Origin of the sequence: Brevibacillus thermoruber 423, assembly GCF_000454065.1 — a bacterium.
GTDB classification, from domain to species: Bacteria; Bacillota; Bacilli; order Brevibacillales; family Brevibacillaceae; genus Brevibacillus; species Brevibacillus thermoruber.
The window spans coordinates 1-22,010 of sequence record NZ_KE695649.1 but is presented as its reverse complement, the minus strand read 5'-3'; the positions used below and the strand labels follow the sequence as shown (position 1 = coordinate 22,010).

The window sequence follows — 22,010 nt, the reverse complement described above, 5'->3', positions numbered from 1 at the left end:
AGGAATCTCCCTCCTTATTCGTTGTCCTGCAGCACGGCCACGCCGGGCAGCTCCTTGCCTTCCATGAATTCCAGGGAAGCGCCGCCGCCGGTGGAAATGTGCGTCATCTGTTCCGCCACGCCCGCTTTCTCCACGGCCGCCACGGAGTCGCCGCCGCCGATGATCGTCGTGCCGGAGCAGGCGGCCATCGCCTGAGCCACGCCAATCGTCCCCTGGGCGAACGCGTCCATTTCAAACACGCCCATCGGCCCGTTCCACACCACCGTGCGGGAATCGACGATCACGCCGCGGAAGAGTTCCACCGTTTTCGGACCGATATCGAGCGCCATCCATCCGTCCGGAATCGCGTCGACGGAGACGGTCTGTTTCTGTGCGTCAGGCGCGAAGCGGTCCGCCACCACCACATCCACCGGCATCAGCAGTTGGACGCCGCGCTCCTCGGCCTGTGCCATCAGCGAGCGGGCCAGATCCAGCTTGTCGTCCTCGCAGAGGGAGGCGCCGATGCCGTACCCTTTTGCCTTGAGGAAAGTGTTGGCCATGCCGCCGCCGATGATCAGATGGTCCACCTTGGTCAGCAGGTTTTCAATCACGGCAATTTTATCTTTAACCTTTGCGCCGCCGACAATGGCCGTAAACGGACGCTCCGGACGGGTCAGGGCGCCGCCCAGGAAGCGGATTTCCTTTTCCATCAACAGGCCCGCCACCGCCGGTATGTACCGGGCGATGCCCGCCGTGGACGCATGGGCACGGTGTGCGGCCCCAAACGCGTCGTTGACGAACACATCGGCCAACTGCGCAAAGCGCTGTGCCAACTCGGGATCGTTCTTTTCCTCACCTGCATGGAAACGCACGTTTTCCAAGAGGATCACGTCGCCGTTCTGCATGTTGGAGACGGCCGCTTCCACGTCCGGTCCGACGGAGTCGTCCAGCTTTTTAACCTCTTTGCCGAGCAGCGCGGAAAGATGGGCGGCAACCGGCGTGAGGCGCATCTCCTCGACCACCTGCCCTTTCGGACGGCCGAAATGGCTGGCGAGAATCACCTTGGCGCCTGCGTCCAGCAAGAACCGAATCGTCGGCAGGGCGGCACGGATACGCGTGTCGTCGGTAATCACGCCGTCCTGCATCGGTACGTTGAAGTCGACGCGGCAGAAAACGCGCTTTCCTGCCAGGTTCACATCGCGGATAGACTTCTTGTTCATGAACGATCCTCCCCACAAGAATGGCTTATGTTCGGAAAATAGCGTATGGGAAAAAGGGAGAGGACGCTCTCCCTTTTTTCACAACAGTTCTATTTTACTTTTTACAAGCCACGTTCTGCAACAAATTGGCACAAGTCTACGACGCGGTTGGAGTAGCCCCATTCGTTGTCGTACCAGGAGACGACTTTGACCATGTTGCCTTCCAGTACCATCGTGGACAGCGCGTCGATTGTGGAGGAGGCCGGGTTGCCGTTGTAGTCGGAGGAGACCAGCGGTTCTTCCGAGTAGCCGAGGATGCCTTTCAGCGGGCCTTCCGCCGCTTCCTTCAGCACGCGGTTGACGTCTTCAACCGTCACGTTGGTTTTCAGTTCGGCCACCAGGTCGACGACGGACACGTTCGGCGTCGGTACGCGCATCGCAAAGCCGTTCAGCTTGCCTTTCAGCTCCGGCAGCACGAGCGCCACTGCTTTGGCCGCCCCGGTCGAGGTCGGGATGATGTTGGTCGCAGCCGCACGGGCACGGCGCAGGTCCTTGTGCGGCAGGTCAAGGATCTGCTGGTCGTTGGTGTAGGAGTGAACGGTCGTCATCAGGCCGCGCACGATGCCGAACTTCTCATGCAGCACTTTGGCGAACGGAGCCAGGCAGTTGGTCGTGCAGGACGCGTTAGAGATGACCGTGTGCTTTTGCGGATCGTATTTGTCCTCGTTGACGCCCATCACGATCGTGATGTCCTCGTTGGTCGCCGGCGCGGAGATGATTACCTTTTTCGCGCCGCCTTCCAGGTGCTTCGCCGCGTCTTCCCGTTTGGTGAAACGGCCGGTGGATTCCACCACGATCTCTACGCCGTAATCCGCCCACTTGAGCTGCGCCGGATCGCGCTCCGCCAGCACCTTGATTTCCTTGCCGCCGACGATCAGCGTGTTTTCCCGCGCTTCCACGTCCAGGTCCAGCACGCCGTGTACGGAGTCGTACTTCAGCAGGTGTGCCAGCGTCTGCGCGTCGGTCAGGTCGTTGACGGCGACAATTTCCACGTTCGGGTTGTTCAGCGCTGCGCGAAACACGTTGCGGCCGATGCGGCCAAATCCGTTGATACCCACTTTTACCATAACAATACCTCCTGCTCGCTCATATGGCTTTCTACTTGGTTTTTACAAAAACGCCCGCCGTTTGAAAGGAACGGGCAGTGACTATCGTTACAATCGGCAATAACAGGGGAAAGAACAAATACGGCAGCGTCTCGACGGTGGACACGCCCAAGGTGACGGCCATCACCATCGCCAGGCCGTTCCAGGGAATGAGCACCGGCATCACCAGCGTCGAATCCAGCATCGTCCGGCCGAGCAGCACCTTTCCCGCTTCCAGCCGGGAGAACCGCTCCAGCAGCGTCGAGCCGAGCACCAGCAGCGGAATCGTCTGGTTGCAGCTAATGGCGACCACCAGCAGGGACAGCAGTACGGCCTTGCCGGCGAAGACTGCCGGCCGCTTCGTCTCCCCCATCAGGCGGTCGACCAACGGGGCCAACAGGTTGGCCTTGTTCAGGATGCCGTTCAAAAAGCCGGCCAGGCTAATCAGCACCAGCACGTTCAGGATGGACGCCATCCCGCCTCCGTGCACCAGTTGGTCCAGCGGCGTGCCGGAATGCAGCTCGTATCCGCTCAGGACAGAGCGGACGATGGTCCCGGCGTCCAGCGGCGAGGTCGCCAGCACGAGCGCCGCGGCTGCGGCGATGCCGAACAGCAGGGCCGGGATTGCCCTGACCCGCAGGGCAAACGAGCCGATCAGCACAATCAGCGGAACCAGCGGCAGCCAGCCGACGGAAAAGAACCGGCGCAGCAGTTCCTGGTAATAGCCGATCGTTCCCGCTTCGCCCGTCTGGCTGCGCAGCAGGTCGATCAGCAGGAACAACAGCGCGCACGCCCCCACCGTGAACAGGGCGGGGCTGTTGGTGCGGCGCTCCTCCTCTTCCGTCATGCTGACGCTGCTCAACACCAGCAGTCGGCTGCTGGAGATGGGGGAAAACCGTTCCCCCACCATCGCGCCGCTGATCAGCGCGCCTCCCACGATCCCGCCCGGCACGCCGGCCGTGTGGGCGATCCCCATCAACGACAGGCCGATCGTGCTCAGCGTCCCCACCGAGGTGCCCAGCAGGAAGCTGGTCGCCGCCGTCAGGAGAAAGGAGAGAACCAGCAGGCAGCGGACGTCGACGACGGACAGCCCGTAGTAGATGATGGCGGGAATCGTGCCCCCCATCATCAGGAGGGGGATGAGCAGCCCCACCAGAAACAGGATGAGCAGCACCGGTTTGGTCTGCTTCACGCCGTCCCAGCCGAACGCGAACAGTTCCCTCCAGGAATAGCCAAGGCGATTTACACTAACAAGTGTGACCAAGATGGCGAAAACCATCCCCAGAAACAGCGGAAAGCCGAAACTCAGGCTCAGCGCGATTCCGGCGATCAGCGACAAGACGGGGAGGACCGTCAGCACGTTCATGAAGCGCTCTTCCTTCCGCTGCAGTCATGCGGACAGAATGGCCCGCGCGGCCCCTTCGTCCGTGATGAGTACATTCTGGCACGACTGTTTGGCAAAGGAAAGGATCGCTTTCGCCTTGCTCTCGCCGCCCGCGATGGAGAGCACCGCCTCCGCCTTTTTGACGTCCTCGAGCTGAAGGCCGATCGTCGGCATGCGGTGAACCGTCTCGCCCGCCTCGTTAAAGTAGTAGCCAAACGCTTCCGACACGGCCCCGGCCTGCTCCAGTTCGCGCAGCTCCGCTTCGGAGTAGCTGCGCCGCCTCGCCATCGTGACGGCGTCGCCGATGCCGTGCAGGACGATCCGGGCGTGCTTCAGCAGGGCCAGAACCTCTTTGATCTGAGGTTCCCGCAAGAGGCTCTGCAGCGCTTCCGGATGCAGCCGATCCGGCACGTGCAGCAGCCGGTAGGTTCCGCCGGTCTTGGCCGCCATCGCCGATGCCAGCGTGTTGGCCTGCAGCTCCACCCGCTCGCCCAGGCCGCCGCGGGCCGGGACAAACTGGACGCCTTTAAACGCGGGGGCCGGCGTCAGATGCTGGGCCACGCTGGCAATCGACGTTCCGCCGGTGACGGCGACGATGTCCCCTTCCCGCACGTACTGCTTCAGCACACGCGCTCCGACGCGTCCCAGCTCCTGTTTGACCCAGGGCGAATGGTCGGCGTTTCCCTGGACGACGATCACTTCGGCGATGCCCAGCACGCGCTGCAGCCGCTCCGCCAGCTCGGTCAGGCCGAATAATTCGCCGACCAGCGGTTCCAGCTCATCCAGCACACGCTGTCCTTCTTCGCTCAAGCTCATCCCGGCTGCCGTGACGTGAAGCAGCCCGGTCTCCTTCAACAGATCCACCTCGGCCCGCAGGATGCGCTCCGTGCTTTGGAGCTCCTGGGCCAAAGCGCGCCGGCCGATCGGCTGCAGGTGATCGATCGAGCGAAGCAGCATGTACCGCTGCCGCATTACGTCAATCAGATCGGGCAGCAGTTTTTGTTGCATCTCGATGAAACGCCGCATCTGCCTTCTTCCTCGTCTGCTTGTTTTTGTTCCGGGACGTTTTTTGTCCCGGTATATACATTTTTTGTCCCGGTTGGAGCAAAAAAATAATCTCACTTCCCTTTGAATGTAGCACACCTGTAAAAAACATGCAAGGTCCCTCAGCCCGCCAGAGCCGAGGGACGTGTTGCCGGTTACTTCGAGCGGCGAACCAGCTCCGCTCGCAGTTCTTCCCAGGTGACCACGCTGGTGACGGAGCGGAATGCCTCCTGCCCGTCGATCTCCACGACGGGGATGACCAGCATGTACCGCTCGTGCAGCACGTCATCCGCCTCGATGTCAACCACGGTCAGGCGAAGCGGAAACTCCTGCTCCAGAAGGCGGATCGACTGCTCCACCTGCTCGCACAGATGGCAGTGTTTCCGCCCGTACAGCACGATTTCAAACGGTTTGCCTGCATGCATCTCTCAAAACCTCTTTCGCTTCGCCGACGAGGGGATCATCATCTCTTCCCGATATTTGGCCACTGTCCGGCGGGAAATCTCGATCCCTTCCTGCAGCAGCATCTCGGCCAGCTTCTGGTCCGACAGCGGCTGTTTCCGGTCCTCCTGTTCGATCAGCGCCTTGATCCGGCGCTTGACGCTCTCCGACGAGGCCGCCTGGCCGCTGGCCGTCGACAGCGCCGACGTAAAGAAGTACTTCAGTTCGAAAATCCCCCGCGGCGTCTGCACGTATTTGTTGCTGGTCGCGCGGCTGATGGTCGACTCGTGCAGGTTGACCCGCTCGGCGATCTCCTTTTGCGTCATCGGCTTCAGGTAGTGGACGCCGCGATCGAAGAACTCCCGCTGCATCTCGACGATCGCCTGGGTGACGCGCATCAGGGTCAGCCGCCGCTGCTCCAGGCTTTTCGCCAGCCACATGGCGGCGTTCAGTTTTTCGTGAATAAACTGCCGGGCGTCGTCCTGGCTCTTTTGCTGGCGCAGCATCTTCTCGTAGAAGCTGTTGATTTTGATCCGCGGCGTCGCCACGTCGTTGACCAGCACCACGTAGTCGTCGCCCACCTTTTCCACGGCCACGTCGGGGATGACGTAGCGCGTCTCGGCGCGGGAAAAGGCGGCACCCGGACGGGGGTTAAGCGTGCGCAGCAGATCCGCCATCGCCTGTACGTCCTGCACCGTACAGCCGACCTTCTCGGCGATCCGCTGGTAGCGGCAGTCGGCCAGATCGTGCAGATGATGGCTCACCACCTGCACGATGTTGTCGTCGTCCAAGCCCAGGTGGCGGAGCTGCAGCAGCAGACATTCTTCCAGGCTGCGGGCGGCCACCCCGGCGGGATCAAAGTGCTGCAGGACGGCCAGCACGTCTTCAATCTCGTTCAACGCCACGCCCAGGCGCTCCGCCGCTTCCTCCAGCGGGATTTCCAGATAGCCTTTTTCGTCCAGATTGCCGATCAAAAACAGGGCGATCTTCCGCTGCAGCGGCGTAAAGCCCTTGACGTAGCCAAGCTGCCGTTCCAAATGTTCGTACAGCGTCACCGTCTCTTGATGCACAAAGTCGAGCGGATTGTAAGTGCTTTCATTTTTGCCCGCGGAATATTCGCCTGTGGCCCGATTTCCCACGATCTCCTTCCAGTCGATTTCCGGAGCCGGCCGCTCCTGTTTTACAGGTGCCGCGTCCACCGCCTCTTCCTGCAACTCGATTACGGGATTTTCGTTTGCCTGCTCCTGCAAATAGGAGATCAGATCAACGGCCGAATACTGCAAAATGGTAATCGCCTGCCTCAACTCCGGCGTCATCACCAGCTTCAGCGTCTGCTCCTGATAAAGACCCAGTCCCATGTTCATCGAGTTCGCCCCCCTTCTTTCCATGCAGCAGATTTAGGCACTTCTGTCTTTTCTCATTATATTCGCTCAGTCATGCAATTTTCCTGCCAATATTTTATTTTCGATATGTCCGCTCGCCCAACGGACCGCCATTGATTGCTGTGCGATCCGTTGAAAAACGTGAGAAACGCAGCAGCAGCGGCGGGACTTCCCCGGCCTTCAAAAGATTTTTTGTCATTTTCCATTTTTTGCATTTGCATATGCTTAAAATATGTTCTATAATAAAGATCGTCACGCGCCCGTAGCTCAGTGGATAGAGCGGCGGTCTCCGGAACCGCGTCTTGCGTAGGTTCGACTCCTACCGGGCGCACCATACGTGGCAACAAGGAATAAACGCGATTCTCTGCCAGCCGGAGGGTCGCGTTTTTTTGTGTGTGCATGCCCCCTGCCCCGTTCCGGCGTTTTGGTTACACCGCCCTGCATGCCGTGCGCACCGATCCGTATGGGTACGGCTCAAGGCGGATTTTTTGGACAAACTTTCGCCGGTTGAAAATCGTCCCTCCCCGGCCCATAAAAAAAGCCCCAAGCACCTGCGCGAGGCAAGGAGTCAGGAGCACCATGCACACATGTTTCCTTCACAATTGAAGTTCAACAAGAAGTACGGCGTGGATCGTTTGATTTCGCAGGAGACGCTGGAGATTCTCTCCGGTTACGCCTGCCCGGGCAACGTGCGCCAGTTGGAAAATGTCATCGAACGCCTGGTGATTACGACCGACTCGATCATCCATCCGCGGCACCTGCCTGACTTGATTCACCAGCACACCAAGGAGCGGCTGCCCGATCCGCCCTTTTCGTCACTGGATGAAGCCCTGCGGGAAGTGGAGCGGCAGATGGTCGTGCGCTCCTACCAAAAATGCGGCAGCTCCCGCAAAGTGGCCGCCGATCTGAACGTGAGCCAAACTCGCGCTTCCAGGCTGATTCGCAAATACTGCGGTCATCGTGCCGATTCGGAGTAAGCGGAATCCCTGCAGCGCATCCGCCGACAGCAAAACGCCCTGGAGAATGCTCCTCTCCAGGGCGTTTTGCTGTATTCACTGCGGGTCCTGTTTGTTCAGGTTGCGGTCCCGTTCCGACTTTTGCTTTTGGGACGTCTGCGACTTGCTGCTGTGTCCCTGATTGCCGCCGTATTGGGTGCTGCGGTTGTTGGACATGCGCATCCCGTTCCTTTCTGCAGATGGTCTTCACGCCACCTGTAGTATGTCCCAACCGGCCGGACTCAACCGCCTGTTACTTCGCTTCACCCACGTACACTTTCTGGCCGTTTTCGTATTTGTACACGTAGACGGAAGCAAACTCGTTGTCGCCTTTTTCGTCGAACGCCACTTTGACGAACTGGCCTTGGAAGTCCCTGATCTTGTGCACCTGCTCCAGCACCTGCTCGCGCGTCGGCTTTTGGCCGTTGTTGGCCTTGATCGCCTCTTCCAGACCGTGCAGCAGGACGTTCATCGAGTCGTAACCGAAGGACGTGAAGATCCCCACCTTGTTGCCGGTGGCCTGCTCAAATTCGGAAATCCACTTCTTGCCTTCCTCGGTCGCCCCGATGTCGCCAACGACGGATGTGAACACGACGTTGTTGGCATTGTCGGCGCCGGCGATTTTCACCAGATCGAGGGAGTCGTAGCCGTCGCCGCCCATCACGATGCCCTTGAAGCCTTTGTCACGAAGCTGCTTGATGAGAACGCCGGCGTCGGAGTAGTAGCCGCCGAAGTAGATCATTTCCGGTTTGGCGGCGATGATTTGGTTGATCACGGCACTGTAGTCCTTTTCGCCGGCGGTAATGCCTTCGTAGCCGACCACCTGGACGCCGTCCTTTTCAAACTGCTTCTTCACCTCGTCGGCCAGCCCCTGGCCGTACGCCTGTTTGTCGTGTACGATGTAGGCCGTCTTGACGCCCAACTGGTTCTTGGCGTAAATGGCCGCCTTGGACCCCTGCTGGTCGTCGCGGGCGCAGATGCGGTGCACCACTTTTTTGCCTTCTTCCGTCAAATTGGCCCCGGTCGAAGACGGCGATACCATGACCAGTTTTTCCTGTTCGTACTGGGCGGATGCCGTAATCGACGCGCCGGTAGTCACGTGGCCGACGACGCCGATGACATCCGGATTGGAGATGAGCATCTGCGCGACCGCCACGCCCTGTTTCGGGTCAGCCTGGTCGTCCTGGGCGAGCAGTTGAACGTCAAAGCCCAGTTTTTTGAAATCTTCCTGTCTCTGCTTCAGGGCGTATTCGGCCCCCGCCTTGGCGGTGCTGCCGTAATCGGAGTACTGGCCGGACAGCGGGCCGACCGAGGCGATCACCAGTTTTTGCAGCGAACCGGAGCCGGTGCTGCTGCCGCCGTTGCTCGACTGCTGCTGTCCGCCGCCGGCGCCGCCTCCGCAGCCGGCCAGGGCGGTGCCCAGTGCCAAAACAGTTGCAAGAAAAACAAATGTTTTCTGTTTTTTCATCGTGAGAAATCCCCCTTTTACTTTACGAGCAAACCATTACAAGAAAACAGTGCCACTTGCTCATATTTTAAAATAAATACGAAAATTTGCAACAGATAAAATAGATACAAGATATAGGCGATACCTATAGGAACGATTCCATGATGATGAAAAAGGAAAGCCGCCCCCGGCCGGGAAGCGGCGCATTCGCGTTCGGCATCTTTGTCTATTCCTTGTATTTGCGGGAGTACGCTTTGCTCGTGACATAGAGCGTCAAGGCGATAAACCCGACAAACATGACGACACTGGCCACAATGACCGTCGTTTCCATCTGCGATTCCCCTCTCCCACTGCTTTCTGCCTTATTATACGGGAAAAGGACGAGCGGTTACAACGGATGAATCCGCCAGGCCGCTTACTTCTCCGTCTTGATGGACAGGTTGTAGGTCAGATGCTTGGCGTCGTAGGAGACAGTCGCCCCCAGCTCCTTTGCCACGAACACCAGCGGCACGAGCACGGCGCCGGTCGTCACGCGCGGGGGATTCGGCACGTTGGTCTCCTTGCCGTTTTTGTACGCGAAGGTTTTGTTTTGGTACATGCGCAGCGCGTACTTGTTGTTTTTGGCGATCAGCACGGAATGGGTCATGCTGTCCCAGGCGGCCGTACCGTCGAGGGCAATGGCAAGCGTGCTGGCGTTGACGTAGGCCACACCGTTTTCCGTCACCACGTCCTGCGGGAAGACCAGTTCCTTTCCGTTCAGCACGACTTTGATTTTTTGCTGTTGGACCGGTGCCGCCTGGGCAGAGGCGGCGGCTGCCGCGACGCTTCCGGTCAACAGTGCTGCCGTCAGCAGCATGGCTGGCATTTTGCGAAGCATGGTAACACCCCTTGACCAATGAAATAATTACCAATTTGAAAATATTTGACATTAATCGTTTTATTCCTTCTTTTTTCTCCCAAAAGTTCCCTATGAGCCTTCCTGCTCCAACATGCCACACTAGAAGAAACGGCACATATCCCGCGAACAAACGTTTTTGTGCACAACCTGTTAACAACTCTGTGGATAAGTCCAAGGAGGGAGCGGCTCTCGTGGCGAACGAGCGATTGTACCTCATCTACCAGGAAGCGAACGACGAGGAATGTCTGCTGACCATTCAGCCGTTCACGGACGAACAGGCATTGGCGGAGGCCATCAACAAGCTGCAGGCCCGGCAGGTGGAGGAATACACGATCATCAAGGGGCGGAAAATGAACGCGACGCTTCGCCTGGCTGTCGAGCTTGCCGAAGCGGAAGAGGCGGAGGAAGCCTGAGTCCGCCTCGGGACAACCCTCTTTCCGGCGATCGTTTCTCCTGCTATGTTGGAGAAGGGACCCCGTCTGTTGAAATTTTGGCGGAGGCGATCCCGTATTGTTGTACGGGAGGAGGGATGCGTGATGGATCAGGAACTGGCGCGAATCAACAGCGAAGCCGCCCGGTTGTCCGAGCAGTTTGTGAACGGACAGCCGCGGGCGTTTCACCGGCTGGTCCTGTTGTTTGCGCCGCGCGTGATGCGCATCGTCCGAAAGCTGGTCAGCGGCTATCACGACGGTGAGGACCTGTACAACGAAATTTGGCTGAAGGTCGCGCAGAATCTGCACAAATACGATCCCGCACTGCCCTTTCACTCCTGGCTGTACCGCATCGCCTCCAACACGTGCATCGACTTCCTGCGCAAAAAACGGGAGATCGTGCTGGAGGACGAACAGTTGTTGCTGCACGTACATAAACACCCCGCAGCGCCTGTCAAAAGCCCGGAGCGGTTCCTTGTGGAAAAGGAGACGCACACCGAGCTGACCGCGCTCATGGACACCCTGAACGAAACCGACCGGCTGATTCTGACCCTCCGTTTTGTCGAAGACATGAGCTATGAAGATATCGGCAGCATCGTGGGGATGAACAAAAACACCGTGGGCACCCGGCTGTTCCGGGCCCGCAAGCAGTTGAAAGAATTGCTGGAGAAACATCGGGAGGAAAGGAGAATGGCCGATGCCGCATATTGACGATCTGACACTGATGATGTACGGGGACAACGAGCTGTCCGCCGAAGAAGCGGCCCGCGTGGAAGACCACCTGGCCCACTGTTTTCACTGCCGGCAGTCGTGGGAGCAGTTGGCCGGCGAGCAGCGTCTGCTGGCGGAGACATTTTTCGCCGCGGATACGTCTCTGCCGCCGCTGGAGCTGGACTCGCTGACGGCGGCACAGATTGAAGGCATTGCCATCCTGCACAGGCGCCATCGACGCCGCCTGCTGTGGCGGGCGGTGCTTGGGACGAGCGCTCTTCTGGCTGTTACGGCAGGTTACCTCATTTTTTGGCAGAGCGTGTGGTTTCACTGGGTTTCCTCGGCGTGGAACTCCTGGACATCCCGCTTCTTTTGGGGGTCGGCCCTGTGGCTGAAGGACAACGCCGGAGACCTGTTCGACGTCCCCGGCGCATACGTGGTGGCACTGCCGCTGCCGCTGCTGCTGCTGATCGGTCTGCTCCTGCTGGTGAACATACGCTTCCATCCCTTCCCTCCATCCCGGCTGCGGAATCGGGAGGTTGACTGATGGGACGGTTCAGACAAATCGTATGCCTGCTGCTGTCTGTTTCCCTGCTCGTGCCGGCAAGCGCGGTCCATGCGTTCGGTGCGGTGTCGAGCCAAAGTTACGTGCTGCCGGCTGACGCGGTTCACGACGGCGATCTGGCCGTCAACGCCAGCACGGTCACGATCGAAGGAACGGTGGACGGCGACCTGTACGTGTTTGCGGAAAACGTGCAGGTAAACGGACGCGTCACGGGAGATGTCCTCTCGTTCGCGGCCGCCACTCGGATCGGCGGCACCGTCGAGGGGGATGTGCGCGCCTTCACGCAAAACCTGTCGATCTCGGGCAGGGTGGAACGAAACGTCACCGCCGGTTCCAGCCATATCGTGCTGGAACAAAGCGGCCAGGTGGGCGGCAGCCTGCTGATGTTTACCCCCCATGCCGACCTGTACGGCAAAGTGGCCCGCGAAGCCAACGGCAAGGCGAACACGCTGCGCATCACGGGGGAAATCGGGGAAGGCATCTCGCTTCTCCACTGCGGCTCCCTGCGGATTGACGCGCCCGCCGTGATCGGCGGCGATCTGGTCTACTCCAGTCCGCAGCGGGCTGTGATCGGTTCCGGCGCCGTCCTCAAGGGCAGGGAGCTGTATTCCCCCCCGGCGGTGAATTCCGACCAAAACGTCTTTTCCTATTTCCCCATCCTGCTGGGCCTCTCGTCCCTGCTCAGCACGCTGCTGCTCTGGCTGGCCGTGCGCTTTCTCTTCCCGGCCGGGCTGAGCTGCATCTATAGCCAATTGGACCGGCGCCCGGGACAGGCGCTCGCCTGGGGAAGCGGCTTCGTGCTCGGCCTGCCGCTCCTCTCGCTCGTGCTGCTGGTGACTGTTGTCGGGATTCCGGTGGCGGTGACGCTGCTGTTGGCATTCCTGCTCCTTACCTGGTCGGCAAAGGTGTTTGTCGGCTCCTGGATCGGCATCCGCCTGGCCGAGCGGTTCCGCTGGCGGATCTCCCCCCTGCTTGCCGAGCTGCTGGGCGTGGTGGCGCTGCAGTGCCTGCTGATTATCCCGTTTGCCGGCTGGCTGTTCGCCCTGCCGGTCTGGATGGCCTTCCTCGGGGCGCTGGCCGGCGCGGTCGGTCAGGCGAATAAAACATTTCTGACGCCATAAGGTTTAGGATAGGCGGGATTGGGAGAGAACTGAGAAGAGGGCTTGCAGTTACCTGTTTGACCTTTACTGACCTTTCGTGTATGATAATCTTACCAAGAGAGGAGGAAGGCTCAATGCATATGAACTTGATTCCAACCGTCATCGAACAGACAAATCGCGGTGAACGTGCATACGATATTTATTCGCGCCTGCTGAAGGACCGCATCATCTTTCTCGGAACGCCGATCAACGACACCGTCGCCAACATCGTCGTGGCGCAATTGCTGTTCCTGCAGGCGGAGGACCCGGACAAAGACATCCACTTGTACATCAACAGCCCGGGCGGTTCGATTACCGCCGGTATGGCGATTTACGATACCATGCAATTCATCAAACCGGACGTGTCCACCATTTGTGTCGGCATGGCCGCGTCCATGGGGGCCTTTTTGCTGGCGGCGGGCGCCAAGGGCAAACGCTTTGCCCTGCCGAACAGCGAAGTGATGATTCACCAGCCGCTCGGCGGCGCGCAAGGCCAGGCGAGCGACATCGAAATCGCCGCCAAACGCATCCTGAGAATGCGCGAACACCTGAACAAAATCCTCGCCGAGCGCACCGGTCAGCCGCTGGAGCGGATTCAGAAAGACACGGACCGCGACAACTTCCTCACCGCCCAGGAAGCGCTGGAGTACGGCCTGATCGACAAAGTGATCACACCGGAATCCTCTTCGAAAAAATAATCGGCTTGACGGGATATTCCCCTCGAAGCGCGGCACCCGGCCTGTACGCCGGGTGTTTTTTGTTTGTGGCCTTTTCCTGCGAGATGCTGCCCTTGTTCTTCCTCCTACAGACGGCTTAGATAACGGCCGATCTGTTCGGCATCCTGGCTGATGTCGAGCCAGACTCCCCCGATGGAAAACGCAAAATACAGGCGCTTTTTTGCATGTAGTCATCCTGATAGATACTGCTCTGTTCCTTCAGGACAATCCAGACCAACAGCGAACTGATCAGCACCAAAGCCGCCGCCCCTACCTGCCCATACGTTTTTGCGCTTACTGCCATGCCTAATGATTGATCGTAACGCCGCATCGTTTTCAGATCCTTTTCCCAATGGTTTTGATACTACGAACTATATGAAACATTTACTGAAAACGGAAGATGCGTATTCCCCCTCCCCAGCTACGGAAAGCCAGACATAACTCGAGGGGAAAGGCCGTCATGCCCCTCCCCTCGTTTTTGCAATTACTTCTCCACCAACTGTCCGACCTCGACCGTCATGCTGTTGGCCGGGTTGCCTTCGGCGTGTACGCGGGCCGTCGCGGTTCGTTCATCCACACCGTCGATCCAGACCGGCTGCCCCTTGTACTGGACTTCGATTTTGTCCGAGGAGCGCAGGATTTCCTGTGCGCGCTTCACATCCATGCGTGAATCCCTCCCTTGGTGCTGTCAGCGGTTGTCGCGGGCCGTGCTGGCTCCGGTCATGGTCTCGGTGGTCGTCTCCTCGATCAGTCCGTTCTGGTCGGTCACCTGTCCGCCGCCGAGCCCCTCGTTTACCATGCGGTCAATGTCCATGTCAAACTGGTCGCGTCCTTCGTATTGGGCGTCACGGTTGTTCTCCACACGTCTTCCTCCTTCAGCGCGGCTGTGTACCGGGTGATGGAAGCTCCCATTCGCATGCGGTTGCGGGTGGAAGCCTCTCCTGTTTCATCTGTTAGCATTTCCCCGTCCGGCGGGAAAACATGCAGCTGTCCCGACCGAAAAGACACGTTCCGGGAGGTTTTTATGCGGCTGCGCCAAATCCCCCCGATTAATCAAGGCCCCTCTCGGCAGTCCTTGCCAACACATCGATGCGTTTTCTCACGTAATCGACTATTTCCTCTACCGGTACCCCATCCGTCATGATCTTCTCTTCAAAGCATGTGTCCTGATAGGCCTCCACACACGTTGGGATCTGCCGGTAACACCAGTTCCCCTCCGCTTCTCCTCGCCTTCTGAGCCGTTCATAGAGGGTTTCCTGGTTGGCGATCAAGCAAAAATGGCAGGTTTGTTCATCCAGTTCCTTGAACCCGTTGAACATGTATGAGAAGTATTCCTTATGGATAATCGTCATGGGGACAATCAAATGTTTCCCGTAGGTCATTTTCAGCAACCCGGCGACCTTTACCGTCAGTACCTTCCACAATTCCAAATCCTGAAAATTATCTGTCTTTTCCTCGCGCTGCCTGATCTCTTCCGGAATGATGCGGCGCAGCATAAAACCAACCTCTTCAGGGTCGAACAGCATGCTGTTCGGTATGGATGCAACCAGCCTGCTGGCAACCGTCGTCTTCCCGGCGCCATACGCACCGTTTATCATTACAATCATGGTCGATCGTCCTTTTGCAAGGGATGTGAAACAGCCGAGCAGAGAGCCACCGTCGCACGGAACGGAAAAGAAAAAGAGGCACCGGCAAAGAAAGAAGTCGCTTTGCGTTATGCCTCTATTCCATGAAAGGGGCAGCATTCCAAACGGGACTGCGCTGCATGGAGTCAGAATCGATAGGGAGTGTGCGCTGCGGCCTATTCTTCTTTGCTGACCAGATTGGCCAGGCTGGTGACCGCCTGAGACGCATCCGGGCCTTCCGCCGAAATCGTGATTTCCGTTCCCGAACTGATGGCGAGGCTCATGATGCCCATGATGCTTTTCGCGTTTACCTTTTTGTTTTCTTTCTCCACAAAGATTTCCGATGCAAAGCGGTTGGCCTCCTGCACGAAGAATGCGGCAGGGCGGGCCTGCAAACCGGTTTTCAGTTTGACCACAACCTGCTGTTGAACCATGGATGGACCTCCTCACACAGTGTACTCGTTACCGATTAGTATACCATGCCGCTAGACAGATATATTTTGTTTTTCTCGCAATTTGTCAGCGATTTCGTTGATTTTTCTCAACCGGTGATTGATGCCTGATTTGCTGACCGGACCGCTGGGGAGCATTTCCCCCAGTTCCTTCAGATTGATGTCCGGGTGCATCAGGCGCAGTTCCGCCACTTCCCGCAGCCGCTTCGGCAGGTTTTCCAAGCCGATCTCCTGCTGAATCAGCTTGATGTTCTCCATCTGGCGGGCGGCGGCGTTTACCGTCTTGTTGATGTTGGCGATTTCACAATTGTGCAGGCGGTTGACCGAGTTGCGCATGTCTTTGACGATCCGCACGTCCTCGAAGTACAGGAGCGCCTGATGGGCGCCGATGAGGCTGAGAAACTCGGTAATCTTCTCCCCTTCCTTGATGTAGAGGACATACCCCTTTTTCCGCTCGATACACTTGGCGTTTAGTCGATAGCGGTTGGCCATCTTGGTCAGCGCCTCACAAAAATCCTGGTAGGAAGTGAAAATTTCCAGGTGATAGCTGGACGCCTCGGGATGATTCACCGAACCGCCGGCCAGAAACGCCCCGCGCAGATAAGCCGCCCGGCAGCACGAGGTTTTGACGATCCCCGGCGAAATGCCCTGGACAAAGGACATGTGTTGATCCATAATGCCGAGTTCCTGCAAAATCTCGTGCGCCTTGTGCGGAATCCGCACGATGTAGACGTTGTTTTTCTTCAGCCGCATTTTCTTGCGCACCAAGAGTTCGGCATGTATATGAAACAGCCGCTTGGTCAGGGTGTAGATCCGTCTGGCAATCGCCGCATTTTCCGTCGTCACATCCAGCACCAGCCGTCCCGCGCCGAATTGCAGGCTGCCGTTCATCCGGATCAAGGCGGCCAATTCCGCCCGGCTGCAGCATTCGGGGCTCTCCAGCATGGTCAGTTCCTTTTTCGTCAGTGCGGCGAATGATGACATAGACCCTCACTCCTTCTCTATCTTCTGCATCCTGCGCTTGCGCCTGATCAGGGATACCACCTGTTTGCTTACGGCGTGCGCGTCGTGACGCAGATAACCGTCCTCGAACGTTACCAGCGGCTTCGCCACGACGTGAAGCCCCAGTTGACGCAATCGCTTCAGATCGCAGATGACCGGAGCTGCCCCCTTTTCCGCGTACTTTTCCAAGACATGCGCGGGAATGTCAGCCGAGTTGACGATAACGGTGTCCAAAAACGGACCGCCCACATGACGGTACATCACTTCCACGTGCGCGGACGCGGTATACCCGTCCGTTTCGCCCGGCTGCGTCATGACGTTGCAAATGTATAGTTTCGGTGATGGCGAACGCTTCACGGCATCAAACAGCCCGCGCACCAGCAGGTTGGGCAGGATGCTGGTGTACAGACTGCCGGGACCGATCAGGATCGCATCCGCTTCTTCTATGGCCAACAAGGCCTCGGTTAACGGTACGGCGTCTTCGGGATCGAGGAAGACGCGCTTGATCCGCTTGCCTGTAAGCGGTATCTGCGACTCGCCGACGACGATCGACCCGTCCTCCATTTCGGCCAGCAGCCGAATCGACTGGGTGGACGCCGGCAGCACGTCGCCGCGCACGGCCAGGACACCGCTCAGCTTTTTCACCGCTGTTACGAAATCTCCCGTAATCTCGTTCATCGCTGCAAGTAGTAGATTTCCCAAATTATGACCGGCTAATCCGGTGCCGGTGGAAAAACGGTACTGCATCACTTTTTCCATCAACGGCTCGGTGTCGGCCAGGGCGGTCAGCACGTTGCGTATGTCGCCGGGCGGGAGCATATCCATCTCTTCCCGCAGTCTGCCTGAGCTCCCTCCGTCGTCAGCGACGGTTACAATCGCCGTGATGTGGACCGGTTCATGCTTCAACCCCCGAAGCAGGACAGACAATCCCGTTCCCCCGCCGATCACGACAACCCGCAACTGCTTGCCGGGCTGTGTTCCCATTCTCCTCGTCGGCATATGTCACCTCGTTATATGCTGATACACACAGGCGTTCCTCGCGGATGGCCCTGATCCTTCCTGCCATCCTATGCTCACTTGTTTTTGTCAATGTCTCGATGGCTGACGCGAACCGTGAAGTCTTTGCTGAAGACGTCCCCGATGTGCTCCGCGATCGCCACCGAGCGGTGCTTGCCGCCTGTACAGCCGATGCCGATCACCAACTGGCTTTTCCCCTCCCGCTGGTAATGCGGCAGCGTAAAGGACAAGAAGTCGACCAGTTTGTCGACAAATTCTTTTGTCTCCTTATGATTCATGACGTATTCGGCCACTTCCGGGTCACATCCCGTTTTTGGACGCAGTTCTTCCACGTAGTGGGGATTCGGCAAAAACCGCACGTCAAACATCAGGTCGGCGTCAATCGGCGTGCCGTATTTGAAGCCAAACGACAGCACGTTGATCGTCAGCGGCGATCCCTGCTGCGCGTATTGGCTGATAATCTTTTCACGCAGTTGGGCCGGTTTCATCTGGCTGGTATCGATAATCTGATGCGCCCGCCCTTTCATTTCCTGCAGCAGGCGGCGCTCGGCATGAATGCCTTCCAATGGCGAACCGTTTGGCGAGAGCGGATGGCGTCGACGTGTCTCTTTGTAGCGGGACACCAGCGTCTGGTCACTGGCATCGAGATACAGGATATGAAACGAAATGCCCTCCATCTGGTTCAGGCTGTCGATCGCTTCGGACAGGCTTTCGAAAAACTCTCGTCCCCGCAGGTCAATCACCAAGGCAACCCGTTCGATGCTGCCTCCCGACTGTTTGATCAGCTCCGCGAACTTGGGAATCAGCACCGGCGGCAGGTTGTCGACACAAAAGAACCCCAAATCTTCCAAGCTTTGCACGGCTACGGTCTTGCCCGCACCCGACATTCCGGTGATGATCAGCAAATTGATGGCTCTTTCTTTACCCACTTCCGTCACTCCACTCGCCTCCTACGATTCTGACATAAGCATACCATAACCACTGTCATATTCGTACCCTCTCTACCACCAAACCGGCCGGACTGCATCGCGCTTGCCGCAGGTTGTCCTTTCGGATTCGGTAAAAAAAAGACGCGGCTGAACGCAGCCACGCAAGTTTGGTTCGTATAGATAAGGGGGTCAATTCATCGTCTCTAGTGTACCGCCCAAATGTTTCACTCATGTTACAAGGAAGTTAAGACATTGTGACATTTTCTTCCGCCAGACGTTCATTCAGCTCTTCCACGTAGTGCTGAGCCGATTGAGCGGCGATGGAACCGTCGCCGGTAGCTGTCACGACCTGGCGCAGCATTTTTTCCCGCACGTCCCCTGCGGCAAAAATCCCTTTTACCTTGGTGTGCATGCGCTCATCGGTCAAAATGTACCCGGCTTCGTTGGTGATGCCCAACCCGCGCACGCACTCCGACAGCGGGTCCATGCCGACGTAGATGAACACGCCATCGGCCGGGAATTCGCGCTGCTCGCCCGTTTTGACGTTTTCCAGCAGCACCGCCTGCACTTTGCCATCGCCGCGGATTTCCTTGACGACCGTGTCCCAGATCACGTCGATTTTTTCATTGTCAAACGCCCGTTTTTGCAGGATTTTTTGGGCGCGGAACTGATCCCGCCGGTGTACGATGGTCACTTTGGAGGCAAACCGGGTCAAAAAGACCGCCTCTTCCACGGCCGAATCGCCGCCGCCGACCACGACCAGTTCCTTGCCGCGGAAAAACGCTCCGTCACATACGGCGCAGTAGGAAACGCCGCGTCCGGACAGTTCTTTTTCCCCGGGTACCCCGAGCAGGCGGTGTTCCGCACCGGTAGCCACGATCACCGATTTCGCCAGGTATTCCTTGTCGCCGGCAATCACGCGCTTGTACGGGTATCCGTCCTGGATTTCCTTGATTTCGCCGTAAGCGTACTCGGCGCCGAATTTTTGTGCGTGCTCAAACATCTTGGTGGACAGGTCGGGGCCGAGAATCGACCCGAAGCCCGGATAGTTTTCAATCTCTTCCGTATTGGCCATCTGTCCGCCCGGGACGCCGCGCTCCAGCATCAGCGTGCTCATGTTGGCGCGGGAGGTGTATACGGCAGCCGTCATTCCGGCGGGGCCGGCTCCGGCAATGATGACGTCGTAAATTTTTTGGTCGCTCATGTCCACTGCCTCCTCATCATGCACGATTGTGCCTTTCTCTCATTCGCTTAATTAAACTTATTATAAAATGAGAATCTATTTCAGATCAAGTGCTGCCAACGCTTTGACACACTTGGCTACCGTTGCCGGAGAAATCCCGTATTTTTCGGCGAAAAACGCCTGGGATTGCTTCTGATTGTTCACCGTTCCGTATAGATATTCCAGCGCGGCCACCCACGCCACCGTTTTCCGCACCTGAACCGGTTTGGTGACGCTCTCTTTGTATCGGCGCCAGACCTTGAGGCACCATTCGCCCAAGTCGGGCCGGCCGTTTTCCGTCAGGCAGCGGCAGATGCAGTCTTCCACGCTCTCCATCCCCGGCTGGGTCGGGACACTGTTCGCGCGTCTCGCCGCACCGTTCGTCGTACGGTTCCCCTCGCCTGCTTTGACGGCATCACGCTCCGCTGTGTTCGGCTTGCCCTTGACGCGTTCCACCGAGGTGCCGGGGAGGCAGTCCGGTAACGCCGCTCCCATGTCGGCCAGCGCCAGCAAGGCCAGCTTCTGCAGCTGCGGATCGTCGGTCTGGTGGTAAAAATGGCGCACGGCCGCTTCCGCCTCGTCATCGCCGATCAAGGCAAGCGTTTGCAGGACGGCAAACTTCACTTCATCCCGTCCATGCTGCAGCGCCCACAGGAGCGAGGCGCGGATCATCGGGTCCCGCTTGAGGTGTTCGACACCGTCAACCGCCGCTTTTTCCCAGGACACCTCACGCTGCGGTGGATGGTACTGATACGGGATCAGTAGGTTATTCTCCCCTTCTTCCTGCGCTTTTACCATCTGAATGTAGTGGTCCGCCACTCCCGCGTCCGGGTCCAACTGCTTGGCCTTCTGCCACCAGCGCAGCGCCTGCTCCCTGCGGCCGGTCATGTAGGCGGAGATGGCCGCATAGTGGTACGTGCAGGCTTCGTGCGGACGCCCCGTCTTCAGCATCCGGTAGTACAGGCGGTACGCTTCCTCATGCTGCCCGAGCACGCCCATCGTCGTCGCCAGCTTGTACATGTGCTCCGGGTGATACGGGACCACTTTTTTTAGCATCTGGATCAGCCCGACCAGTTCCTGCACGCGATTGTGGTGGGAAAGCAGGACGGCCAGGTTGCACAGCGCATGCAGGTTGCCGTTTTCCCGCTCCAGCGTCTGTTCGATCGTCGCCATCGCCTGGGCAAAATCGCCCACGTAGTAGTAGGCCAGCGACAGATTGTTCCAGGCCGGCATGAACGACGGATCAGTCTCCACAATTTCTTTCAGCGTCTCCAACGCTTCTAAAAAGCGCCCTTCTTCCAGGCTTTGTCGAGCTCGTTCGTGTTTGTTGTACACGTCCTCGCTGTCACCGGAAAGGAAGTGGCGCGGCGGCAGGTCCAGTTCAAAGTAAATGTAATCGAGCAGTTCTTCCGCTTCGTCCCGATACGGGCCGTTTTCATCCTCTTGCAGGTAACGGATCGCCATCTCTTCGGCCATCTGGTAGTCTTCCAAGTTGGCGTAATTGTTGGCCATGTAAAAGTACACTTCCACCATGGACGGATCATACTTTTCGATAATTTCATACAAGACGTCGTTTGATGCTTCAAATTGCCCCGTTTCTGCCAAGACACTGGCCAGGTGGCAGTGGTATTCGGCATTGGTTGGCTCCAGCTCGATTGCCCGGCGAAAGCAGCGAAGGGCCTTCTCGTAATCGTAGCGATGCAGGGAACGCAGACCGCGTTCCACAAAGAATTCCGCATCTTGCTTGAAGTCAACAACGGTGGCTTTGATGATACCCTTGTTATGTTTCATAGAACCTCCAACATCACGGGAGCAGTACCTTCATGTATCGTACCAGAAGCGCTCCCGCGCCACAAGTTGATTCGGCCGGCAAAGTGCCCCGCAACCGGCCAAAAAGCAGGAAACACCACTGGCTTTACAGCGAGTGGTGTCATCTATCCGTTGTATCAATTGTGTGCGAATAAAAAATGGAGCGGACGACGGGTCTCGAACCCGCGACCTTCGCCTTGGCAAGGCGACGCTCTACCAATTGAGCTACGTCCGCACTGGTGAGCCATGAAGGACTCGAACCTTCGACCCTCTGATTAAAAGTCAGATGCTCTACCAACTGAGCTAATGGCTCACAACATGGTGGCTCGGGACGGAATCGAACCGCCGACACGAGGATTTTCAGTCCTCTGCTCTACCAACTGAGCTACCGAGCCGCTTTGTTTTGTAGATGGCGGAGCTGACGGGACTCGAACCCGCGACCTCCGGTGTGACAGACCGGCGTGAACTCCAGCTTCAC

25 protein-coding genes and 4 tRNA genes are annotated in these 22,010 nt (G+C 58.1%); 7 read left to right on the top strand and 22 right to left on the bottom strand.

Annotation, left to right across the window (positions count from 1 at the left end; translation table 11 throughout):
• Positions 1–14: 14 nt before the first annotated feature.
• The 6 genes from M516_RS0105055 to rpoN form a co-directional block, all read right to left on the bottom strand.
• Positions 15–1,199 carry a phosphoglycerate kinase gene (locus M516_RS0105055; RefSeq protein ID WP_029098153.1) on the bottom strand — a complete coding sequence of 395 codons (1,185 nt, stop codon included), beginning with the start codon at positions 1,197–1,199 and terminating at the stop codon, positions 15–17.
• 101 nt (positions 1,200–1,300) lie between these two features.
• A complete protein-coding gene (gene gap, locus M516_RS0105050) occupies positions 1,301–2,305 on the bottom strand; it encodes a type I glyceraldehyde-3-phosphate dehydrogenase (protein WP_029098152.1) in 1,005 nt (334 codons plus the stop codon).
• A 31-nt stretch (positions 2,306–2,336) separates the two neighbouring features.
• A complete protein-coding gene (locus M516_RS0105045; protein ID WP_029098151.1) occupies positions 2,337–3,689 on the bottom strand; it encodes a Na+/H+ antiporter NhaC family protein in 1,353 nt (450 codons plus the stop codon).
• A 24-nt stretch (positions 3,690–3,713) separates the two neighbouring features.
• Entirely contained in the window at positions 3,714–4,733 is a 1,020-nt protein-coding gene (locus tag M516_RS0105040) for a sugar-binding transcriptional regulator (protein WP_029098150.1), read from the bottom strand.
• 173 nt (positions 4,734–4,906) lie between these two features.
• The gene (locus tag M516_RS0105035) at positions 4,907–5,176 is read right to left on the bottom strand and encodes a glutaredoxin family protein (protein WP_029098149.1); all 270 of its coding nucleotides are present in this window, start codon (positions 5,174–5,176) and stop codon (positions 4,907–4,909) included.
• 3 nt (positions 5,177–5,179) lie between these two features.
• On the bottom strand, positions 5,180–6,556 hold the full coding sequence (rpoN, locus tag M516_RS0105030; protein ID WP_029098148.1) for an RNA polymerase factor sigma-54: 1,377 nt from the start codon (positions 6,554–6,556) through the stop codon (positions 5,180–5,182).
• A gap of 274 nt (positions 6,557–6,830) precedes the next feature.
• On the opposite strand from rpoN, the gene M516_RS0105025 reads away from it, so the two are divergent.
• Positions 6,831–6,908: transfer RNA gene (locus tag M516_RS0105025), tRNA-Arg, on the top strand.
• A 253-nt stretch (positions 6,909–7,161) separates the two neighbouring features.
• Positions 7,162–7,551 (top strand): AAA-type ATPase lid domain-containing protein, encoded by a 390-nt coding sequence (locus M516_RS0105015; RefSeq protein WP_029098147.1) that lies wholly within the window; start codon positions 7,162–7,164, stop codon positions 7,549–7,551.
• 75 nt (positions 7,552–7,626) lie between these two features.
• Here M516_RS0105015 and M516_RS26120 read toward each other — a convergent pair whose 3' ends face one another.
• The 3 genes from M516_RS26120 to M516_RS0104995 all read right to left on the bottom strand — a co-directional run bounded on the left by M516_RS26120 (position 7,627) and on the right by M516_RS0104995 (position 9,893).
• Positions 7,627–7,752, bottom strand: a complete 126-nt coding sequence (locus tag M516_RS26120; RefSeq protein WP_255309701.1) for a hypothetical protein — start codon at positions 7,750–7,752, stop codon at positions 7,627–7,629.
• Between the two features lie 70 nt (positions 7,753–7,822).
• Positions 7,823–9,037 (bottom strand): branched-chain amino acid ABC transporter substrate-binding protein, encoded by a 1,215-nt coding sequence (locus M516_RS0105005; RefSeq protein ID WP_029098146.1) that lies wholly within the window; start codon positions 9,035–9,037, stop codon positions 7,823–7,825.
• Between the two features lie 394 nt (positions 9,038–9,431).
• Positions 9,432–9,893 (bottom strand): copper amine oxidase N-terminal domain-containing protein, encoded by a 462-nt coding sequence (locus M516_RS0104995; RefSeq protein WP_029098145.1) that lies wholly within the window; start codon positions 9,891–9,893, stop codon positions 9,432–9,434.
• A gap of 212 nt (positions 9,894–10,105) precedes the next feature.
• On the opposite strand from M516_RS0104995, the gene M516_RS0104990 reads away from it, so the two are divergent.
• The 5 genes from M516_RS0104990 (at position 10,106) to clpP (ending at position 13,458) form a co-directional block, all read left to right on the top strand.
• Positions 10,106–10,327 (top strand): hypothetical protein, encoded by a 222-nt coding sequence (locus M516_RS0104990; protein ID WP_029098144.1) that lies wholly within the window; start codon positions 10,106–10,108, stop codon positions 10,325–10,327.
• A gap of 123 nt (positions 10,328–10,450) precedes the next feature.
• Positions 10,451–11,056 (top strand): RNA polymerase sigma factor, encoded by a 606-nt coding sequence (locus tag M516_RS0104985; RefSeq protein ID WP_029098143.1) that lies wholly within the window; start codon positions 10,451–10,453, stop codon positions 11,054–11,056.
• Positions 11,043–11,603: a zf-HC2 domain-containing protein gene (locus M516_RS0104980; protein WP_029098142.1), complete on the top strand. Its 561-nt coding sequence runs from the start codon at positions 11,043–11,045 to the stop codon at positions 11,601–11,603. The genes M516_RS0104985 and M516_RS0104980 overlap by 14 nt, the downstream gene beginning before the upstream one ends.
• Positions 11,603–12,742, top strand: a complete 1,140-nt coding sequence (locus M516_RS0104975) for a bactofilin family protein (RefSeq protein WP_035288960.1) — start codon at positions 11,603–11,605, stop codon at positions 12,740–12,742. Before M516_RS0104980 ends, M516_RS0104975 begins: the two co-directional genes overlap by 1 nt.
• Positions 12,743–12,861: 119 nt before the next feature.
• Positions 12,862–13,458 carry an ATP-dependent Clp endopeptidase proteolytic subunit ClpP gene (gene clpP / locus M516_RS0104970; RefSeq protein ID WP_029098140.1) on the top strand — a complete coding sequence of 199 codons (597 nt, stop codon included), beginning with the start codon at positions 12,862–12,864 and terminating at the stop codon, positions 13,456–13,458.
• A gap of 115 nt (positions 13,459–13,573) precedes the next feature.
• On the opposite strand, the gene M516_RS0104965 is transcribed toward clpP, so the two are convergent.
• From M516_RS0104965 to M516_RS0104905, 13 genes are all read right to left on the bottom strand, one after another.
• Positions 13,574–13,807 carry a hypothetical protein gene (locus tag M516_RS0104965; protein WP_029098139.1) on the bottom strand — a complete coding sequence of 78 codons (234 nt, stop codon included), beginning with the start codon at positions 13,805–13,807 and terminating at the stop codon, positions 13,574–13,576.
• Positions 13,808–13,960: 153 nt separating this feature from the next.
• Complete coding sequence (locus tag M516_RS0104960; protein ID WP_029098138.1) at positions 13,961–14,140, bottom strand: H-type small acid-soluble spore protein; 180 nt, start codon at positions 14,138–14,140, stop codon at positions 13,961–13,963.
• Between the two features lie 24 nt (positions 14,141–14,164).
• Positions 14,165–14,338 (bottom strand): hypothetical protein, encoded by a 174-nt coding sequence (locus M516_RS25430; protein WP_176703301.1) that lies wholly within the window; start codon positions 14,336–14,338, stop codon positions 14,165–14,167.
• Between the two features lie 187 nt (positions 14,339–14,525).
• The gene (locus M516_RS0104950) at positions 14,526–15,083 is read right to left on the bottom strand and encodes an AAA family ATPase (RefSeq protein WP_029098137.1); all 558 of its coding nucleotides are present in this window, start codon (positions 15,081–15,083) and stop codon (positions 14,526–14,528) included.
• A 194-nt stretch (positions 15,084–15,277) separates the two neighbouring features.
• Positions 15,278–15,535: an HPr family phosphocarrier protein gene (locus tag M516_RS0104945; RefSeq protein WP_029098136.1), complete on the bottom strand. Its 258-nt coding sequence runs from the start codon at positions 15,533–15,535 to the stop codon at positions 15,278–15,280.
• Positions 15,536–15,586: 51 nt separating this feature from the next.
• The gene (gene whiA, locus M516_RS0104940; protein WP_029098135.1) at positions 15,587–16,537 is read right to left on the bottom strand and encodes a DNA-binding protein WhiA; all 951 of its coding nucleotides are present in this window, start codon (positions 16,535–16,537) and stop codon (positions 15,587–15,589) included.
• Between the two features lie 6 nt (positions 16,538–16,543).
• On the bottom strand, positions 16,544–17,554 hold the full coding sequence (locus M516_RS0104935) for a gluconeogenesis factor YvcK family protein (protein WP_029098134.1): 1,011 nt from the start codon (positions 17,552–17,554) through the stop codon (positions 16,544–16,546).
• Positions 17,555–17,628: 74 nt separating this feature from the next.
• The gene (rapZ, locus tag M516_RS0104930; RefSeq protein ID WP_029098133.1) at positions 17,629–18,510 is read right to left on the bottom strand and encodes an RNase adapter RapZ; all 882 of its coding nucleotides are present in this window, start codon (positions 18,508–18,510) and stop codon (positions 17,629–17,631) included.
• A gap of 235 nt (positions 18,511–18,745) precedes the next feature.
• A complete protein-coding gene (gene trxB / locus M516_RS0104925) occupies positions 18,746–19,705 on the bottom strand; it encodes a thioredoxin-disulfide reductase (protein ID WP_029098132.1) in 960 nt (319 codons plus the stop codon).
• A gap of 75 nt (positions 19,706–19,780) precedes the next feature.
• A complete protein-coding gene (locus M516_RS0104920; RefSeq protein WP_029098131.1) occupies positions 19,781–21,514 on the bottom strand; it encodes a tetratricopeptide repeat protein in 1,734 nt (577 codons plus the stop codon).
• 177 nt (positions 21,515–21,691) lie between these two features.
• Positions 21,692–21,767 (bottom strand) — tRNA-Gly (locus M516_RS0104915).
• A gap of 2 nt (positions 21,768–21,769) precedes the next feature.
• A tRNA-Lys gene (locus tag M516_RS0104910) sits at positions 21,770–21,845 on the bottom strand.
• A 6-nt stretch (positions 21,846–21,851) separates the two neighbouring features.
• Positions 21,852–21,927, bottom strand: a tRNA-Phe gene (locus M516_RS0104905).
• Between the last annotated feature and the right edge of the window lie 83 nt (positions 21,928–22,010).

Excerpts from the sequence above, each read along its gene's own strand:
- M516_RS0105055 (WP_029098153.1), bottom strand. The coding sequence starts at position 1,199 with ATGAACAAGAAGTCTATCCGCGATGTGAACCTGGCAGGAAAGCGCGTT.
- gap (WP_029098152.1), bottom strand. The coding sequence starts at position 2,305 with ATGGTAAAAGTGGGTATCAACGGATTTGGCCGCATCGGCCGCAACGTG.
- M516_RS0105045 (WP_029098151.1), bottom strand. The coding sequence starts at position 3,689 with ATGAACGTGCTGACGGTCCTCCCCGTCTTGTCGCTGATCGCCGGAATC.
- M516_RS0105040 (WP_029098150.1), bottom strand. The coding sequence starts at position 4,733 with ATGCGGCGTTTCATCGAGATGCAACAAAAACTGCTGCCCGATCTGATT.
- M516_RS0105035 (WP_029098149.1), bottom strand. The coding sequence starts at position 5,176 with ATGCATGCAGGCAAACCGTTTGAAATCGTGCTGTACGGGCGGAAACAC.
- rpoN (WP_029098148.1), bottom strand. The coding sequence starts at position 6,556 with ATGAACATGGGACTGGGTCTTTATCAGGAGCAGACGCTGAAGCTGGTG.
- M516_RS0105015 (WP_029098147.1), top strand. The coding sequence starts at position 7,162 with ATGTTTCCTTCACAATTGAAGTTCAACAAGAAGTACGGCGTGGATCGT.
- M516_RS26120 (WP_255309701.1), bottom strand. The coding sequence starts at position 7,752 with ATGCGCATGTCCAACAACCGCAGCACCCAATACGGCGGCAATCAGGGA.
- M516_RS0105005 (WP_029098146.1), bottom strand. The coding sequence starts at position 9,037 with ATGAAAAAACAGAAAACATTTGTTTTTCTTGCAACTGTTTTGGCACTG.
- M516_RS0104995 (WP_029098145.1), bottom strand. The coding sequence starts at position 9,893 with ATGCTTCGCAAAATGCCAGCCATGCTGCTGACGGCAGCACTGTTGACC.
- M516_RS0104985 (WP_029098143.1), top strand. The coding sequence starts at position 10,451 with ATGGATCAGGAACTGGCGCGAATCAACAGCGAAGCCGCCCGGTTGTCC.
- M516_RS0104980 (WP_029098142.1), top strand. The coding sequence starts at position 11,043 with ATGCCGCATATTGACGATCTGACACTGATGATGTACGGGGACAACGAG.
- M516_RS0104975 (WP_035288960.1), top strand. The coding sequence starts at position 11,603 with ATGGGACGGTTCAGACAAATCGTATGCCTGCTGCTGTCTGTTTCCCTG.
- clpP (WP_029098140.1), top strand. The coding sequence starts at position 12,862 with ATGAACTTGATTCCAACCGTCATCGAACAGACAAATCGCGGTGAACGT.
- M516_RS0104965 (WP_029098139.1), bottom strand. The coding sequence starts at position 13,807 with ATGCGGCGTTACGATCAATCATTAGGCATGGCAGTAAGCGCAAAAACG.
- M516_RS0104960 (WP_029098138.1), bottom strand. The coding sequence starts at position 14,140 with ATGGATGTGAAGCGCGCACAGGAAATCCTGCGCTCCTCGGACAAAATC.
- M516_RS0104950 (WP_029098137.1), bottom strand. The coding sequence starts at position 15,083 with ATGATTGTAATGATAAACGGTGCGTATGGCGCCGGGAAGACGACGGTT.
- M516_RS0104945 (WP_029098136.1), bottom strand. The coding sequence starts at position 15,535 with ATGGTTCAACAGCAGGTTGTGGTCAAACTGAAAACCGGTTTGCAGGCC.
- whiA (WP_029098135.1), bottom strand. The coding sequence starts at position 16,537 with ATGTCATCATTCGCCGCACTGACGAAAAAGGAACTGACCATGCTGGAG.
- M516_RS0104935 (WP_029098134.1), bottom strand. The coding sequence starts at position 17,554 with ATGCCGACGAGGAGAATGGGAACACAGCCCGGCAAGCAGTTGCGGGTT.
- trxB (WP_029098132.1), bottom strand. The coding sequence starts at position 19,705 with ATGAGCGACCAAAAAATTTACGACGTCATCATTGCCGGAGCCGGCCCC.
- M516_RS0104920 (WP_029098131.1), bottom strand. The coding sequence starts at position 21,514 with ATGAAACATAACAAGGGTATCATCAAAGCCACCGTTGTTGACTTCAAG.